Annotated in this window: 11 protein-coding genes; all 11 read right to left on the reverse strand. The window is 66.4% G+C overall.

What is annotated here, in order from left to right; translation table 11 throughout:
* Nucleotide 1: 1 nt before the first annotated feature.
* Complete coding sequence (locus JEY66_RS10030; protein ID WP_018273431.1) at nt 2-2,896, reverse strand: flotillin family protein; 2,895 nt, start codon at nt 2,894-2,896, stop codon at nt 2-4.
* Nucleotides 2,897-2,920: 24 nt separating this feature from the next.
* Nucleotides 2,921-3,754 carry a phosphoenolpyruvate hydrolase family protein gene (locus JEY66_RS10035; RefSeq protein WP_016847811.1) on the reverse strand — a complete coding sequence of 278 codons (834 nt, stop codon included), beginning with the start codon at nt 3,752-3,754 and terminating at the stop codon, nt 2,921-2,923.
* 3 nt (nt 3,755-3,757) lie between these two features.
* Complete coding sequence (locus JEY66_RS10040) at nt 3,758-5,968, reverse strand: ABC transporter permease (protein WP_018273429.1); 2,211 nt, start codon at nt 5,966-5,968, stop codon at nt 3,758-3,760.
* Nucleotides 5,961-6,743, reverse strand: coding sequence for an ABC transporter ATP-binding protein (locus JEY66_RS10045; protein WP_018273428.1), 783 nt, complete (start codon nt 6,741-6,743; stop codon nt 5,961-5,963). The genes JEY66_RS10040 and JEY66_RS10045 overlap by 8 nt, the downstream gene beginning before the upstream one ends.
* Nucleotides 6,736-7,821 carry a branched-chain amino acid ABC transporter permease gene (locus JEY66_RS10050; RefSeq protein WP_016847808.1) on the reverse strand — a complete coding sequence of 362 codons (1,086 nt, stop codon included), beginning with the start codon at nt 7,819-7,821 and terminating at the stop codon, nt 6,736-6,738. The genes JEY66_RS10045 and JEY66_RS10050 overlap by 8 nt, the downstream gene beginning before the upstream one ends.
* Nucleotides 7,822-7,824: 3 nt before the next feature.
* Nucleotides 7,825-8,835, reverse strand: a complete 1,011-nt coding sequence (locus JEY66_RS10055; RefSeq protein ID WP_016847807.1) for a branched-chain amino acid ABC transporter permease — start codon at nt 8,833-8,835, stop codon at nt 7,825-7,827.
* A gap of 120 nt (nt 8,836-8,955) precedes the next feature.
* Nucleotides 8,956-9,774, reverse strand: a complete 819-nt coding sequence (locus JEY66_RS10060; RefSeq protein ID WP_016847806.1) for a helix-turn-helix transcriptional regulator — start codon at nt 9,772-9,774, stop codon at nt 8,956-8,958.
* A 136-nt stretch (nt 9,775-9,910) separates the two neighbouring features.
* Entirely contained in the window at nt 9,911-11,161 is a 1,251-nt protein-coding gene (locus JEY66_RS10065; protein WP_026193285.1) for an ABC transporter substrate-binding protein, read from the reverse strand.
* 873 nt (nt 11,162-12,034) lie between these two features.
* A complete protein-coding gene (locus tag JEY66_RS10070; protein ID WP_018273426.1) occupies nt 12,035-12,778 on the reverse strand; it encodes an SDR family NAD(P)-dependent oxidoreductase in 744 nt (247 codons plus the stop codon).
* Nucleotides 12,779-12,895: 117 nt separating this feature from the next.
* Nucleotides 12,896-13,723: an alpha/beta fold hydrolase gene (locus tag JEY66_RS10075; RefSeq protein WP_038376675.1), complete on the reverse strand. Its 828-nt coding sequence runs from the start codon at nt 13,721-13,723 to the stop codon at nt 12,896-12,898.
* A gap of 272 nt (nt 13,724-13,995) precedes the next feature.
* A complete protein-coding gene (locus JEY66_RS10080) occupies nt 13,996-14,979 on the reverse strand; it encodes a helix-turn-helix transcriptional regulator (protein WP_026193283.1) in 984 nt (327 codons plus the stop codon).
* Nucleotides 14,980-15,521: the final 542 nt, after the last annotated feature.

A 15,521-nucleotide genomic window follows, 5' to 3' on the forward strand; every position in this document is an offset into this window, starting at 1 on the left:
CTCAGTCCTTCTTGCGCGGCGTGCGCTCAGGGCGCGCCGGCTCGCCGCCGCCCTCGGGCGCGGCCGGCTTGGCGTCGCCGCCGCTCTTGCGCGCGGAGTCCTTGATGCCTTGCATGTCTCGGGCTTCGCGGATCAGGCCGGGCATCTTGGCGAGGCTGCCGCCCTCGACGCCGATGTCCGACAGGATCGAGTCGATCAGCGGCGCCTGCACGCGGTAGCGCAGCGCCGAGTCGATCACCTCGTCGGTGGCGCTGCGGCCGGTGCCGTTGCCATGGCCATTGCCGTTGAGGCCGTCGACCTGGAGGATGCGGATGCCTTCGATCTTCTCCATCGGCTTGACGCTCTCGCGCACGATGCCTTCGATGCGGTCGAGCAGCTTGCGGCGGAACAGCGAGTAGCGCGCCTGGTCGGTGAGCACGTTCTCGGCTTCGTTGAGCAGGCGCTGGGCCTCGGCCTCGACAGCGGCGCGAACGCGTTCGGCTTCCGCGGCGATCCGTGTCTCCTCGGCCTGCTTCTCGGCCAGCAGCACCTCGACCGTCTTTCGCCGCTTGGCGATCTCGCTTTCGCGCGCGGTGACGACGCGCTCGGCCGCTTCGGTCGCGCGGATCCGGGCGTCCTCGGCGGCGGCGCGCGCCGCGGATTCCTCCAGCGATTTCTGATGCAGCGCAATGGCCTTTTCCATCAGCGCGGTCTCGACATCCTTCTCGCGGTTGACCTCGAGCTTGCGCAGCTCGCGCTCCCGGCCGATCCGGGCCTCGTCGAGGCCACGGTCGGAGGCGATGCGGGCGCGCTCGACCTCCTCGCGGGCGACGATCTCGGCCTCCTGCAGCGACTGGTTGCGGGCGACCTCGAGCTGCTCGATCGCACGGCGCCGCTCGATGCGGGCCGCCTCCAGCGCCTGTTCGCGCGAGACGTCGGTGGTGTCGATGTCCTTGCGCGCCACAATCTCGGCCTGCCGGACCTGCCGGTCGGCATCGATCCGCTCGGAGCGCTTGGCGGCGAGCGCGATCACGCGCTCCTCGTCGGCGAGCTCGATCGCCTTCTTCTGGTCGATGTTGAGCACCTCGCGGGTCCTGCAGGAGGCGATCCGCTCGCTCTCCAGCGTCAGCTCGACATCGATGCGCTGGCGCTCGACCGTGTCGCGGCGCTTCAGCTCGGCGGCCTCGATCGCCCCGGTGCGCTCGATCTCGAGCGCGCGGGTCTCGCGCTCGGCGCGGATGCGCTGCGCGGCGACCGACTTCTCCTGCGAGATGCGCGCCGCCTCGATCGCCTCGCGGGAGGCGATATCGGCTTCCTCGATCGCACGGGTGCGCGCGATTTCGAGCGCCCGGACGTGCTCTTCCTGGGCGATCCGCGACGCTTCGGTGGCTTCGCGGGCACTGATCCCGGCGATCTCGACCGCCTGGTTGCGCTCGATCTCGAGCTTGCGCGTGGTGTGGTCGGCGGCGATGCGTTCGGCGGCCAGCATCTTCTCGCGGGCGATCCGGGCGGCCTCGACCGCCTTCTGCGCTTCGATCTCGGCTTCCTGGATGGTGCGGACCTGCTGGATCTCCAGCGCGCGGGTGCGCTCGTCCGAGGAGATGCGCTCGACATTGACCGTCATGGTCTGGGCGATCCGCGCCTTCTCGGTGGCCTCGCGGGCCGCGATCTCGGCCTCGTCGACCGCGCGGGTGCGCTCGATCTCGCGGCGCCGGGTCTCCTCCTCATTGGCGATGCGGGCATCGGTGACGACGCGATCCTGCTGGATGCGGGCCTTCTCGATCGCCTCGCGGGCGGCGATCTCGGCCTCCTCGACGGTCCGCATCCGCTCGATCTCGCGCTGGCGCACCTCGCGCTCGGAGGCGATGCGGGTGGTGTCGACCGAGCGCTGGTTGGCGATCCGGACCTTCTCGATCTCCTCGCGGGCCAGCAGCTCCTTCTCTTCGACCGCCCGCGTCCGCTCGATCTCCTTGTGCCGGGTCTCGCGCTCCGAGGCGATTCGGGCCTCGGTGATCGCCTGCTCGTTGGCGATGCGCGCCTTCTCGATGGCTTCGCGCGCCGCAATCTGGGCCTGCTCCGACTCGGTCTCGCGCAAGGCGCGCTCGCGGGCGACTTCGGTACGCTGCAGGGCACGGCGCATCTCGATATCGCGTTCCTGCTCGAGACGGGCGGTTTCGCTCTCGCGCTCGATCTCCAGCGCCTGCCGCTCAGCCTCGAGATTGCGGGAGCGGATCTTGATCATCGAGTCCTGCTCGATGTCGTTGCGCAGCTTGCGCTTGGCCTCGATGTCCTCCATCAGGCGGGTCAGGCCTTCGGCGTCGAAGCGGTTCGAGGGATTGAAATATTCGAGGTCGGTCTGGTCGAGATCGGTGATCGCGACCGACTCCAGCTCGAGGCCGTTCTGCGCCAGCGCCTCGGCGGCATTGGCCTTGACGCGCGCGACATAGTCGCCGCGCTGCTCGTGCATCTGCTCCATGGTCATCTCGGAGGCGACCGAGCGGATCGCGGAGATGAACTTGCCGGAGAGCAGGGTGTGCAGCTGCTGCGGCTCCATGGTGCGGCGGCCGAGCGTGGCGGCGGCGATCGAGACCGCCTCGCGGGTCGGCTCAACCCGGACGTAGAAATCTGCCTCGATGTCGACGCGCATCCGGTCGCGGGTGATCACCGCGTCTTGCCGTGAGCGCACGATCCCCATCGGCAGCACGTTCATGTTGACCGGCGTGTAGTCGTGGATGAACGGCAGCACGAAGGCGCCGCCATTGATCACCACGCGCTCACCGAGGAAACCGGTGCGGACGAAGGAGACCTCCTTCGACGACCGGTGATACAGCCAGTTCACGACATAGACGATGATGACGATCGCGACGATTGCGACGATGAGCCAGAGGATCAATTCACCGACCAGCATCCCCGACATCTCTTCCTCCCTTGGTCACGGCGGCTAGCGTGCGCCGATCGCCTTGAATTTGCGAACCTGATCCGTCAGCGCCCGCTCGACCGGCAGGCGCTCCATCGAGGAGGCGCCGTAGAAGCCGTGGCAGTTGCGGGTCTGCTTCATGATGAAATCGGCATCGGCGGGGTCCGCGATCGGACCGCCATGCGCGAGCACGATAATGTTCGAATTGACGCTGAGGGCGGCCTCGGCCCAGGCCTCGATGCGGGCAGGGCAGTCGGCAAGTCTTGGCGCGGTCTGCGCGCCGATCGTGCCGCCGGTGGTCAGGCCCATGTGGCAGACGATGATGTCGGCGCCGGCGATCGCCATCGCGGCGGCTTCCTGCTCGCTGAACACATAGGGCGTGGTCAGCATATTCTTCTCATGCGCCTTCGCGATCATGTCGATCTCGAGCGCATAGGACATTCCGGTCTCTTCGAGATTGGCGCGGAAGGTGCCGTCGATCAGGCCGACGGTCGGGAAGTTCTGCACGCCAGCAAAGCCGAGCGCCTTGAGCTGGTCGAGGAACACATCCATGTCGCGGAACGGATCGGTGCCGTTGACGCCGGCGAGCACCGGCGTTTTGGTCACGACCGGCAGCACCTCGCCGGCCATCTCGACGACGATCGCGTTGGCATCGCCATAGGGCATCAGGCCGGCGAGCGAGCCACGGCCGGCCATGCGGTAGCGGCCGGAATTGTAGATCACGATCAGGTCGACGCCGCCGGCCTCCTCGCATTTCGCCGACAGTCCCGTGCCGGCACCGCCCCCGACGATCGGCTCGCCGCGTGCGATCATGGCGTGAAACCTCTTCAACAGCGCCGTGCGTTCAAACCTGGCCATTGGTCACCTCGCGACTCTCCGCCGACCACCGGCGCGTCCGAGCAAGGGGCGGAACGCGCTGACGATGGCGGCGGTGAACTCGGGATCGTTGATGTTGCGCTTGATGCGGATGATCTGCCGGTTGCCGGTCTGGCGCACGGTGCGCTCCAGCGCGCGGAACAACGCCGCATCGGCCTCCGGGTCCCAGAACGGCTGGCCGGGTGCATCGAGCGCGGAGACGCCGCCCTCGGCCAGGAAGAAGCGCACCGGTCCGTCCATCTGGTTGAGCCGTTCGCCGATCCAGCGGCCCATGTGCTCGTTCTCTTCCGGCGTGGTCCGCATCAACGTGACCTGCGGATTGTGGACGTGGAATTTGCGTTGCCGATAGCGCTCCGGGATCGTGTCGGGTGCGCCGAAGTTCACCATGTCAAGCGCGCCGACCGAGCCGACATAGGGCACGCGGCTGCGGATGATGGCGCCGAAGCGATCCTCGGTCGCCGGGAACACGCCGCCCATCAGCAGGTCGCAGACCTCGGTCGTGGTGAGGTCGATCACGCCGGCGAGTTGCCCGGACTCGACCAGCTTCTCCATCGAGCGGCCGCCGACGCCGGTGGCGTGGAAGACGAGGCACTCGAAATCCTCGCGCAGGTCGGCCGCAATCCTCTGCACGGCCGGCGTGGTGACGCCGAACATGGTGATGCCGATCGCCGGAAGATGAGCGCCTGCATCGCGCTGCTTGCCGGCCTGCTCATCGAGCCGCGCCTTGACCATACCGACCAGCGCATTCGCGCCGTTGCCGAGCACCGTGCGCGAAATCGAGTTGAGACCCTGCACGTCGGTCACCGAATACATCATGGTGATGTCGGCGGGACCGACATAGGGACCGACGTCGCCGGACGCGACCGAGGAGATGATCAGCTTCGGCATGCCAACGGGCAGCGCGCGCATACCGGGCGCGACCAGCGATGCGCCGCCGGAGCCGCCCGCGGAGATGATCCCGGCGATATTGCCCTGGCGGCGCAGCCATCGCTCGAAGGCGTCCGCCATCGCCGTCACCGAGGCGCCGCGATCGGCGCCGAACACGCCGGAGCCGCCGCGGCCGTGGTTCAGTGCGATCTCCTGCGCGGTCACATCGCAGCTCGCCGCCTTGCCGCTGGTCGAGACGTCGACCAGTCGGGTGCGCAGGCCGCTGCCGGCGATAATATCGCGGATGAAGCGCAGCTCGGCACCCTTGGTGTCGAGCGTGCCGACGATGAGGACGACCGGAGGCCCGGAAGTTCGGGAGGTCGTCGGTTCGCGTCGCTGCCGCGTTGCCTCCTCGAGCCGCGTGACCCCGGCGGACTGCGTCCGCGCGGCGGCCTCGATGCGGGCGATCGGCACCGGCTGCGACCAGCGGGTCGGCAGCACCGGATTGGAGATGTAGATGCGTGTCGGCCCCTTGCGTTCGGGCTGCGGCGCACCGGCCGCTTCAGCCTTCGCCGGCGCTGGCTCGGCGTCGGTCTCGTCGGCGCCATGGGTGCCGACACCCAGCAACCGCTGCTGCAGCTCGCGGTCGCTTGCAAGGCGCGCGGAATCGATGATGCGGTTGATCCGGCCATTGACCATGATGGCGACGTTGCGCGACACCGCCGTCGCCACGCCGATGTTCTGCTCGATGACCAGGACGGAGATGTCGCCTTCGTCGCCGAGGCGCAGCAGCATGTCCTCGACCTGGGCGACGATCACGGGCGCGAGGCCTTCGGTCGGCTCGTCCATGATCAAGAGATGCGGATTGGTCAGCAGCGCGCGCGCGATCGCGAGCATCTGCTGCTCGCCGCCGGACAGCTGGTTGCCGCCATTGCTCTTGCGCTCGGCGAGGCGCGGGAAGGTGTCGTAGATCCGCTCGATGGTCCAGGCGCCGCGGCGCAATCCGCCGGCGAGGGCAAGGTGCTCGTCGACGGTCAGCGAGCGCCACAGGCGGCGGCCCTGCGGCACATAGCCGACGCCGAGCCGGGCGATCCGCGCCGGATTGAGCCGCGTGACCTCCTCGCCGCGGATCCGGATCGAGCCGCCGCTGGCACGCACGAGGCCCATGATCGCCTTGCACAGCGTGGTTTTGCCCATGCCGTTGCGGCCGACCACCGAGAACACGCCGGACTCGAGCGTGAGATCGACGCCCTGCAACGCGTGCGAATGGCCGTAATAGACGTCGAGGCCTTTCACCTCGAGTGCGGGCACGGCGCGACGGTCATTCATGGCCGCCTCCGAGATAAAGCTCCTGCACCTCGGGATCGGATTCGATCTCGCGCGGCAGGCCTTCCTTGAAGATGCGGCCGTTGTGCATCATCGTCACGCTCTCGACGACGCGCAGCGCGACGTCCATGTCGTGCTCGATGATGATGTAGCCGATATGCGCCGGCAGCGAGGTCAGGATCTCGATCAGCTCGCGCCGTTCGGTCCGCGACAATCCCGCCGCCGGCTCGTCGAACAGGATGAAGCGCGGCGCGCCGGCGAGCGCCAGCGCGATCTCGAGCTGCCGCTGCTGGCCATGTGCGAGCTCGGCGACGCGCTGGTCCTTCACGCCGCTGAGGTGCACCGCCTGCACCAGCGTTTCGGTCGCGTGCATCAGCGCATCGTTCTGCCCCGGGCGCAGGAACGAGAAGCGGCCGCGCGAGACGCCGCGGCAGGCGAGGTAGACATTGTCCTGCACGGTCAGGCCGGGGAACAGTGCCGAGATCTGATAGGTGCGGCGCAAGCCCCGGCGGATCCGCTCATAGGGAGGGAATTGGGTGATGTCCTCGCCGAAGAAGCGGATCGTGCCGGAGGAGGGCGGAAAGTCGCCGGTAATGCAGTTGAACAGCGTCGTTTTGCCGGCGCCGTTCGAGCCGAGCACCGCGCGCCTTTCGCCGGGCCGCACCGTGATGGTGACATCGGTCAGCGCCGCCAGCGCGCCGAACAGCCGCGTCACGCCGCGCAGCTCGAGCGCCGCGCCGGCGCCGACCACGGACAGCCGCTGCGCGACGCTATCCATGGCCGCCTCCGCCTGAACGTTTCGTCGAGGACGCGCTGCGGCGCCGCCAGCGTTCCCACAGGCCGATCACGCCGTCGGACGACCAGAACACGATGGCGAGGAAGCCGAGCCCGATCAGCAGCCGGAAGCGGTTGCCGTCGAGGCCGAACTTGATCAGCACGTCGAGCGCGAAGGTCCGCAGCAGCACGAAGATCAGCGCGCCGATGAAGGGTCCGATCGGCCGCGTGATGCCGCCGACCACGGCGATGATCAGGACGTCGATGCAGGCGCCGACGCTGACCGAGCCGGGCGAGATCTGCCGGTAGTTCCAGACCTGCAGCACGCCGCCGAGCGCGGCGATGAAGGCGGCGAAGGCGTAGGCCGCAATGCGGTGCGCATTGGGGTTGAAGCCGAGCGCCGCCATGCGGCGGGAATTGTCGCGGACGCCCTGCAACGCGAGGCCGAACGGCGCGCGCGAGACATACTGGACGGCGAAGTAGCAGATCGCGGCGACGCCGAGCGTGACATAATAGAAGGCGATATCGGCGCGCCAGTCGACGCCCCAGAAATACGGCGTCGCGACGGTGTTGATGCCGGTGTGGCCGTTGAAGATCGCCCAATTCTGGTTGGTGAAGTAGTAGAACGCGGCGCCGATCGCCAGCGTAATCATGATGGTGTAGATGCCCTCGGTGCGCACCGCGAGCGCGCCGCCGAGCGTGCCGAACAGCGTCGCCAGCGCCAGCGCCATCGGGGTCGCCAGCCACCACGGCCAGCCGAGGCTGATATTGGCGTTGCCGCTCACGCCGAACACCGCAACCATGTAGCCGGCGAAGCCCGCGATCGTGAGCTGCATCAGGCTGACCATGCCGCCATAGCCGGCGAGGAACATCAGGCTGAGCGCGATGATGCCGAGGATCAGCGTGGTGGCGAAGATCTCGATCAGGAAGAAGCCGTTGGCGATCAGCGGCATGATCACGAGGATCAGCGCGACCAGCCAGGCCACAGGGTTCTGGAATTCCGGCCAGGCACGGACCAAGGCGCGGCGGGTCGCGTTGGCGGATGGATCGGGGCGGAATTGGGTGCTCTGGAGCAGCGACATCGGTCATCGCCTCGCGAGCAGGCCCTGCGGCCGCAGCGCCAGCACCAGCACCATGATCAGGAAGGTGACGACGATGGCGTAGGTCGGGATGTAGACCGAGCCGAGCTGCTCGGCGAGGCCGATGATGACTGCGCCGAGCGCCGCTCCCGGGATCGAGCCCATGCCGCCGACGATCACGACGACGAGGGAGGCGAGCAGGAACCGCGTATCCTCGCCCGGCGACAGCGACTGGAAGGTGCCGCCGACCACGCCGGCAATGCCGGCAAGGCCCGCGCCGAGCGCGAACACCAGCACGAACACCAGCTGGATCCGCACCCCGGTCGCGGCCAGGATGTCGCGGTCGTCGACGCCCGCGCGCACGATCATGCCGATCCGGGTGCGGTTGAGCGCCAGCCACATCGCGATTCCGATCACGACGGAGGCCGCGAAGATCACCAGCCGCACCAGCGGATATTGCAGATAGACCGGCTCGCCCGATGATTTGATCGCGGTCAGCAACGGCAGTTGGATCGGGCCGATCAGCCAGCTCGGGGTCTGGATCTGGTAGAAGTCGCCTCCGAACACCCAGAGCATCAGATCGGCGAACACGATCGAGAGCCCGATCGTCACCATGGTCTGCCTGAGGTCCTGACCCTCCATGCGCCGGAACACCACGAGCTGCAGGATCACGCCGACCAGCGCCACCGCGACGAAGGCGACGATGAAGCTGAGGAGCCACGACCCGGTCCAGCTGCTGATCGCGTAGCCGACATAGCCGCCGAACAGATAGAGCGAGCCGTGCGCAAGGTTGACGTTGCGCATCAGGCCGAAGATCAGCGTGAAGCCGCTGGCCACCAGGAAGTACAGCCCGCCGAGCGTGATGCCGTTCAGCACCGCGTTGAGGAACACGCGCTTGCGGCCGATCGCGGCCTCCAGCCCCGGCGGCCAGATCGCGACCACCAGCCACGCGAGCACCGCGACCGCGATGATCACGATCAGCGCCCAGGCCGGATGGCGTTCGATGAACCTAGCCATCTCCGTCGCGTTCCCTCACTGGTCGCGGCCGTCTGCCGGGCCGCGTGTCCAATATCCTATCGAGGGCGAAAGCTCAGGATTTGATCGACAGTATCTTTTATCGTGTGCTCCGGAACTGCTTCACGGCCGCAACACCTTGGCGGCGCGGCGATAGTCGGTCGGCGCCATGCCGACATTGGCGGCGAAGAAGCGGGTGAAGCCGCTCTGCGAGGAGAAGCCGAGGTCGAAGCCGATATCGGCGATCGGCGTCTCGGTCGCCACCAGCGCATCCAGCGCCTGTTCCATGATCAGCGTGTTCATGTAGAGGTGAGGGGTGACGCCGGTCTGGGTGCGGAACAGCCGGTAGAAATGCGGCCGCGACAGCCCGGCCTCGCGCGCGATCGCATCGAGCTCGATCTCGGCGCCGGGGCTTTCCGACATCAGCTTGATCGATTTGCGCACCCTGAAATCGGTCACCGCGGCCGCCGCGCGCGCGTCCTGCGCCGCCTGCCAGCTCTCCTCGTAGCAGGAGTCGATCAGCTGCCGGAGCTCGCAATCGAGGCTGCGCAGCGACGGCGCGCCGCACACCAGTGCTGCGGTGCGGCGGATCAGCCGGTCGAGCGCTTCGGTGCGCGGAAAGAAGGTGCGGCCGAACCGCAGCCCCTGTGCCGTCGCGGGCTGCGGCGCGAACCATTCGGCGTTGACATAGAGCACGAAGAAGATCGCGCCGTGGTCCATGTCGGTCGGCAGAAAATTGTGCGGTTCCCACGGGTTGACCGCGACCACGGTATCGTCCTTGAGCAGCAGCCGTTGCTCCGAGACGTCGATCTGCGCCGGCGTTCCGCCGACATGAAAGATCAGATGCCCTTCGCGATGCGCATGCACGTTGAAGGGACGGTTCAACTGATAGACCGTCGCGCGACCGAACCGGCCGTGGAAGACGGCAAGCGCCCTGCTCATGCCTCCCCTCCCGCGGGATGTTCTTGTCTTTTCGACAAGCGTTCATCATCCGCCCGCGGAAAGCAAGGGCGAGCAGGGCGCATCATGCAACCGCGCGCCGTCGCCACGGTCGCGTGCTTGCACTGCAGCAAATACGTCAGTACTTCTTGCACTCCGGGACCGTGCGGCTCGGCAGGCCGATCTTGGCGAACACCGCCGGATCGTAGCCCAGCGTCTGGTTGACGTTCGGGATCACCTTGACGACCTTGCTGAACAGCGCGCCCTTGCCGTCATCGACCACCTCGGTGACGAAATTGGTGCCGATCGCCTGGCGGTTGGAGTCGAGCTTGATCTTGCCGTTCGGCGCGTCGATCTCGATCTTGGCCAGCGCCTCCTTGAGCTTGGCCTGGTTGTTGGAAAGATCGCCGTTGACCTGCCGCAGCGCCAGGATCAGCGCCATGGTCGAGCCGTAATAGTTGGTGGCGAGCAGCGACGGGCTCGGGAAGCGCTTGGCCGGCGGGAAGGCATCCTGATAAGCCTTCACGAATTTCTGCCAGCCCGGATCCTCCCAGGTATCGGCCTGGCCGCTCGCGGCGATGGTGCCGATCAGCGCGTTCTTGGCGTTGCCCTTCGACGACAGGATGGTCTGGTCGATCATGATCGAGCCGCCCATCAGATGCGCCTTGCCGCCGGCCTGCTGATATTGGTTGAGGAAGTTGACGGCATCGGCGCCGCCGAGGCCGAGATAGATCGCGTCGACGTCGTCGGGCAGCGCGGCGATCACCGAGGCAAAGTCCTTGGTGCCGAGCGGCACCCATTGCCGGTTGGTGACTTGGCCGCCGGCGCCGCAGAATTCGAGCACCAGGCCGAACACCTGAGTGTAGATGAAGGAGTAGTCTTCGCCGACGGTCGCGATCTTTCGATATCCCTTGGTCTCATAGGCGTACTTGCCAAGGCCGACCTGCCACTGCGCGCCGTCCATGTTGAAGCGGAAGAAGTTCGGCGCCGGATCGACATAGGTCGTCTCCTGCGCGCCGGAGGCGGCGTTGACGAAGGTCAGCTCCGGATGGGTTTTTGCAAAATTCTTCACCGCGATGCCTTCGTCGCCGGACAGCGGCGACAGCAGGATCTGCACCTTGTCCTGCTCGATCAGCTTGCGCACCGCGCGCACCGCGGAATCCGGCGTCGCATCGGTCGAGGCGACGACGAATTCGAGCTCCTTGTCGCCGATCTTCTTGCCGAGCACGTTGAGCGCCGTCTGGTGGCCGCGCATGCCATCTTCGCCGAGCACCGTATAGGTGCCCTCGAGCGTCGCGGTGACGCCGACCTTGATCTTCTCCTGAGCGAACGCCGTGCCCGAAAGCAACAGGCTGCTCAACGCAATCAGTCCCAAACTGCCTTTCAACATCGCGCTCCTCCCTCTGTGTTGTCGCCGGCGTCCACTTGGCGTGCGAAGGCTGATGGGCGTCCGGTTGTTGCCGGCAAAGCTAGCCGAAGGCGGGCGCGGCGCGGATGTCGTCGGCGCGCAATCGCTTAACGGGCAGTCTCATTTTGATTGTTGCGCCGCAGCGCGGTTCGCGACGCAATGCCGCGGAGCTTGTTCAGCGTCATCACCCGCGCATGCGGGTGATCCAGTATTCGAGAGACAGCGGTGCTGGAGCCGAGAGGCTGGGGCGTCCTGGATCGCCCGTCTTCTCGGGCATGATACCGGGGAGAATGAGAGCATACGACTCCCTCCCCGCGTCGTCCCTGCGAAAGCAGTATTGCGCTGCCGGTGAGTCATAGATGCGCATTCTCGCGACATGAATTGCCCGAGCTTTGGATTTCGTTTCGCCGCTCCGAGAGCAGAGGGCGCAGGGAAAGCCGGGTGCCGATCGCACCCATGGGCCCCGAGCAAAAGGTAGAAAGCTCGGGGGTAGGACCACAGGTGTAACCGGAAACAACCCGGCTTTCCCTGCGCGATGGTTTTCGGCTTATACGTGCTCGCCCCGGTGAGACTGGGCTTTTTTGTCACCGTCTTCACAAGACGCACTCGCGTTTTGTGAAAAGACACCTGCCGCTAGGGCGTCAGGTCTGCACGACTTCGCCGTCCGCCGCATGCGCACTCGTCAGTTGCACACTCGGCGTCCACCGCATCTCACCGCAACACCCGTGACGATGCGCAGCGCCCCTCGATCGGGTGAGACGGGGAAACCATACACCGAGTTGCTCTTCGGATAAAGCGAAATATTTTTTGCTGTGGGGCTTGCGTCGTCGGGCAAATCGGTGGCAAGGGGCACGCTCACGCCAGCTCCAATCCGCCGTCGACGGTCATGATCTGACCGGTCATCCATTGCGTGGCAGGACCGGCGAGCCGCACGATCCATCCGGCGACCTCATCCGGAAGGCCGCGTCGTCCAAGCGGGATGCGTGCGCGTTCCTGCTCCTTGACGGCTGCCGCCTGCTCGTCGCTGAGACCCATCATGCCGGTGAGTGCGCCGGATTCGGTGGGCCCCGCCGCAACCGCGTTCACTCTCACGCCGAGCGGCGCAAGCTCGAGCGCCCAGCAGCGGGTCAAATGCTCCAGCGCCGCCTTGCTCGCCGCATAGTGCGACAGGCCCGCCGCCGGTTTGTGTCCGTAGGTGCTGGAGACGTTGACGATGGCGCCGCGCGTCGCCCTCAGGTGCGGAAGCGCGGCTGCGGCGAGCAGGCTCGGCCCGACCACATTGACCGCGAAGATGTCCGCGATCCGGTCGGCCGTCGCGTCTTCCAGCGGCAGGATCGCACCGGCGCCGGCATTGTTGATGACGGCATCGAGCCTGCCCCAGGCCTCGATCGCCTTGGCGACCGTGCGCCGCGCGTCATCGGCGGAGGCGGCATCCGCGATCAGGCCCGCGATGTTCGGATGCTCGGCAACCGTTTCCTCAAGAGGGCCGGGCCGGCGGCCGGTGACCAGCACCTTGTCGCCTTGCCGTGCGAAGGCGAGCGCGGCCGCGCGGCCGATGCCGGAGGTGCCACCGGTCAGGATGATGACCTTGTCGTTCATGTGATTGTCCTTACGAAACTGCGATTGAGGTGAAGTCGAGCGCGAGCAGCAAGAGAGGTTCACCTCTCCCCATCGAGAAGAGGTAAGCCTAGGCCGGGCTCGACACCCGATTCATCATCAGGCCCTTCGGGCCGAGATGAACGCGAGAATGTCGGCGTTGACGATGCCGGGTTGCGTGGTGCAGAGGCCGTGCGGCAGCAGGTCGTAGATCTTGAGCTGGCTGTGTTGCAGCAGCTTGGCCGACAGCACGGCGGAATCGGAGACCGGCACGATCTGGTCGTCGCCACCATGCAGAACGAGCGTGGGAACGGCGATGGCCTTCAGGTCATCGGTGAAGTCGGTTTCCGAAAAGGCCTTGATGCAGTCGAGGTGCGCCTTGGCGCTCCCGCTCATGCCCTGGCGCCACCAATTCCAGATCACCGCCTGCGATGTTTCGGCACCGGGACGATTGTAGCCGTAGAACGGGCCGGACGCGAAATCGAAATAGAATTGCGCGCGGTTGGCGGCGAGCTGATTGCGCAGGTTGTCGAAGACTTCGATGGGCAGGCCGCCGGGATTGGTCTCGGTCTTCAACATCAGCGGCGGCACCGCACCGATCAGGACCAGCTTCGCCACACGATCCTTGCCGTGCCGCGCGACATAACGCGCGGCCTCGCCGCCGCCCGTGGAGTGGCCGATGTGAATGGCATTGCGAAGATCGAGATGCTCGGTGAGGGCCGCGACATCAGTCGCGTAGTGATCCATGTCGTGCCCCTCGCTGACCTGGCTCGACCTGCCGTGGCCGCGTCGATCATGGGCGATGACGCGGTAGCCCCGGCTGAGGAAGAACAGCATCTGGGCATCCCAGTCGTCGGAGCTGAGCGGCCAGCCGTGGTGGAAGACGATCGGCTGGGCAGATTTCGGTCCCCAATCTTTGTAAAAGATGTGCACGCCATCCCTTGTCATGATCGAGGTGACGGGCGGCGTCGTTTCGCCGGTGCCGGTCGGAGCTTTTGTTTCCTTGCCGACGGCGGATGTCGAGCGAATTGTCAGCGACATTGCCGACATGATGGAAGCCGTGAGCAGCTTTCGTCGCGACGTCCGCGCGAGGCGGGCGACCGAGTTGTTCCAAACCATCTTGTTCGTCTCCGTGTTGTTGGCGTGGGCATGCTGCTGATTTACGCCGTCAATTGCGCCGCTGCCCCAGAGCGATTGAGACCGTTGCAGCGCAATTGCTGCTAGCGCATGCGGCGCCGCCAACTGCTCGGCGTATCGCCGGTCAACCGCCTGAAGGCCGCAGCAAACGCGGTCTGGGAGGCGTAGCCGAGCGCGGCCGACACCGTGACGACGGACGCCTCGGTGTCGCGCAGCATCTTCATGGCTTGCTCGAGCCGGTGCTGGCGCAGGAAGGCATGCGGCGAGAGCCCGGTGCTTTCCTTGAAGGCGCGGCAGAAGTGGAAGCGTGACAGCCCCGCATCGGACGCCAGCGCAGCGAGCGAGACGTCCGTATCGCTGTCCGAGCGCAAGCGCTCGATGGCGCGACGAAGCACCGCGGGCGACAGCCCGCCGACCGCCGGCGGTACCTTGATAGCCGAGCCGGAATGCGCGACCAGCAGGCGCGTTGCCAGCAGGTCCGTCAGCTGTTGCCTGAACAGGGTATCCAGAGCGGTGTTGTTCTCAAGGAGATCGGCCCCGCTGGTCAGCAATCGCGCCGTGATGGCGTCGGGATGTCCGATCCGCTCGGTCAGATCAGCCGGAGCACCCAGATCGGCTTCGCTCGCGATGCGCTCAAGCGTGGTGTGCGGAAGATAGAGCTGGATCAGATTCAGCAGTTGAGGCGAATCTGCTCGACCCGCCGAACCGGCCGCAACGACATCCCACCGCGAGGTCGCGCCGGCGGGAATGACCGTCACCACCCCGGGGCGCGCGGTGCCGATCGCAACCGATTTTCCACTCCGGCGCTCGAGCCGTTGAATGCCGGCGGGATAGGCCATGATGACATGGTCGGCCATCGGCTTGACAATCTCATGCACCGGATCGTGTTGCCAATATGCGATCGAGCCGCCGGACGGCTCCAGCGCAAAGCGAACCGGCCTCGTCTTCAGCACGCGTGCCATTTCGGTATTAGCCGAGTGCTGGCCGGGAAGCGGCGAGCCATCCGGGCGGTCGTCCGATGTAGCCGGCCGATCGTTCGGAAGGTTGTGCGGGACAGGCTTGCTCATGGATTTGCCTTCGCGCCGCTGACTGTGCCAGTGATATCGAGCATGACGGCTTTCCCGGATCGTGAGTGCGCGGCCGGCATGCCAGTCGGCCGCGATGCGGGGAAAAAGGCACGGTTTCCGAGACGGCGATACTGTGCCGCGGGATAGTCTCTGTTCGCCAGTCGTCAGGTCGTCCCGCGTCCGCCGCTGTGGCGATTGGTCCGGATTGCGAACGAGACGCCGGCGTACATGGGTTTCCATGAGGTGCGGCCGGGGCGCGGCGGGGGTACAATCGGGGCGTAAACCGCCCAGCTCCTCAACTCCGGCACTCATTTGACCAATAGCGCCAAACACAACGCTGCAGATCTTAAGGCTGGTCCCAGAATTGAGCCCAAGGTCGAGCCCAAGATTGATCCCAAGGCTTACCTTTTGCGGACAGGGCAGCCCAACACGCAGCGCGCTTTGCTTGCGATCGCGGCCTGCCTCGCCGGCGCTACCGCAAGCTGGCTCACGAAATCGCCCTTCGGCCTGCTGGCCGTGGTTGCCGCTCTCTACCTCCATGT

Source organism: Bradyrhizobium elkanii USDA 76 (genome assembly GCF_023278185.1).
Lineage (GTDB): Bacteria > Pseudomonadota > Alphaproteobacteria > Rhizobiales > Xanthobacteraceae > Bradyrhizobium > Bradyrhizobium elkanii.

Coding starts and splice junctions, on each gene's coding strand:
- JEY66_RS10050 (WP_016847808.1), bottom strand. CDS start 7,821: ATGTCGCTGCTCCAGAGCACCCAATTCCGCCCCGATCCATCCGCCAAC.
- JEY66_RS10040 (WP_018273429.1), bottom strand. CDS start 5,968: ATGAATGACCGTCGCGCCGTGCCCGCACTCGAGGTGAAAGGCCTCGAC.
- JEY66_RS10060 (WP_016847806.1), bottom strand. CDS start 9,774: ATGAGCAGGGCGCTTGCCGTCTTCCACGGCCGGTTCGGTCGCGCGACG.
- JEY66_RS10045 (WP_018273428.1), bottom strand. CDS start 6,743: ATGGATAGCGTCGCGCAGCGGCTGTCCGTGGTCGGCGCCGGCGCGGCG.
- JEY66_RS10030 (WP_018273431.1), bottom strand. CDS start 2,896: ATGTCGGGGATGCTGGTCGGTGAATTGATCCTCTGGCTCATCGTCGCA.
- JEY66_RS10075 (WP_038376675.1), bottom strand. CDS start 13,723: ATGACAAGGGATGGCGTGCACATCTTTTACAAAGATTGGGGACCGAAA.
- JEY66_RS10080 (WP_026193283.1), bottom strand. CDS start 14,979: ATGAGCAAGCCTGTCCCGCACAACCTTCCGAACGATCGGCCGGCTACA.
- JEY66_RS10055 (WP_016847807.1), bottom strand. CDS start 8,835: ATGGCTAGGTTCATCGAACGCCATCCGGCCTGGGCGCTGATCGTGATC.
- JEY66_RS10070 (WP_018273426.1), bottom strand. CDS start 12,778: ATGAACGACAAGGTCATCATCCTGACCGGTGGCACCTCCGGCATCGGC.
- JEY66_RS10035 (WP_016847811.1), bottom strand. CDS start 3,754: ATGGCCAGGTTTGAACGCACGGCGCTGTTGAAGAGGTTTCACGCCATG.
- JEY66_RS10065 (WP_026193285.1), bottom strand. CDS start 11,161: ATGTTGAAAGGCAGTTTGGGACTGATTGCGTTGAGCAGCCTGTTGCTT.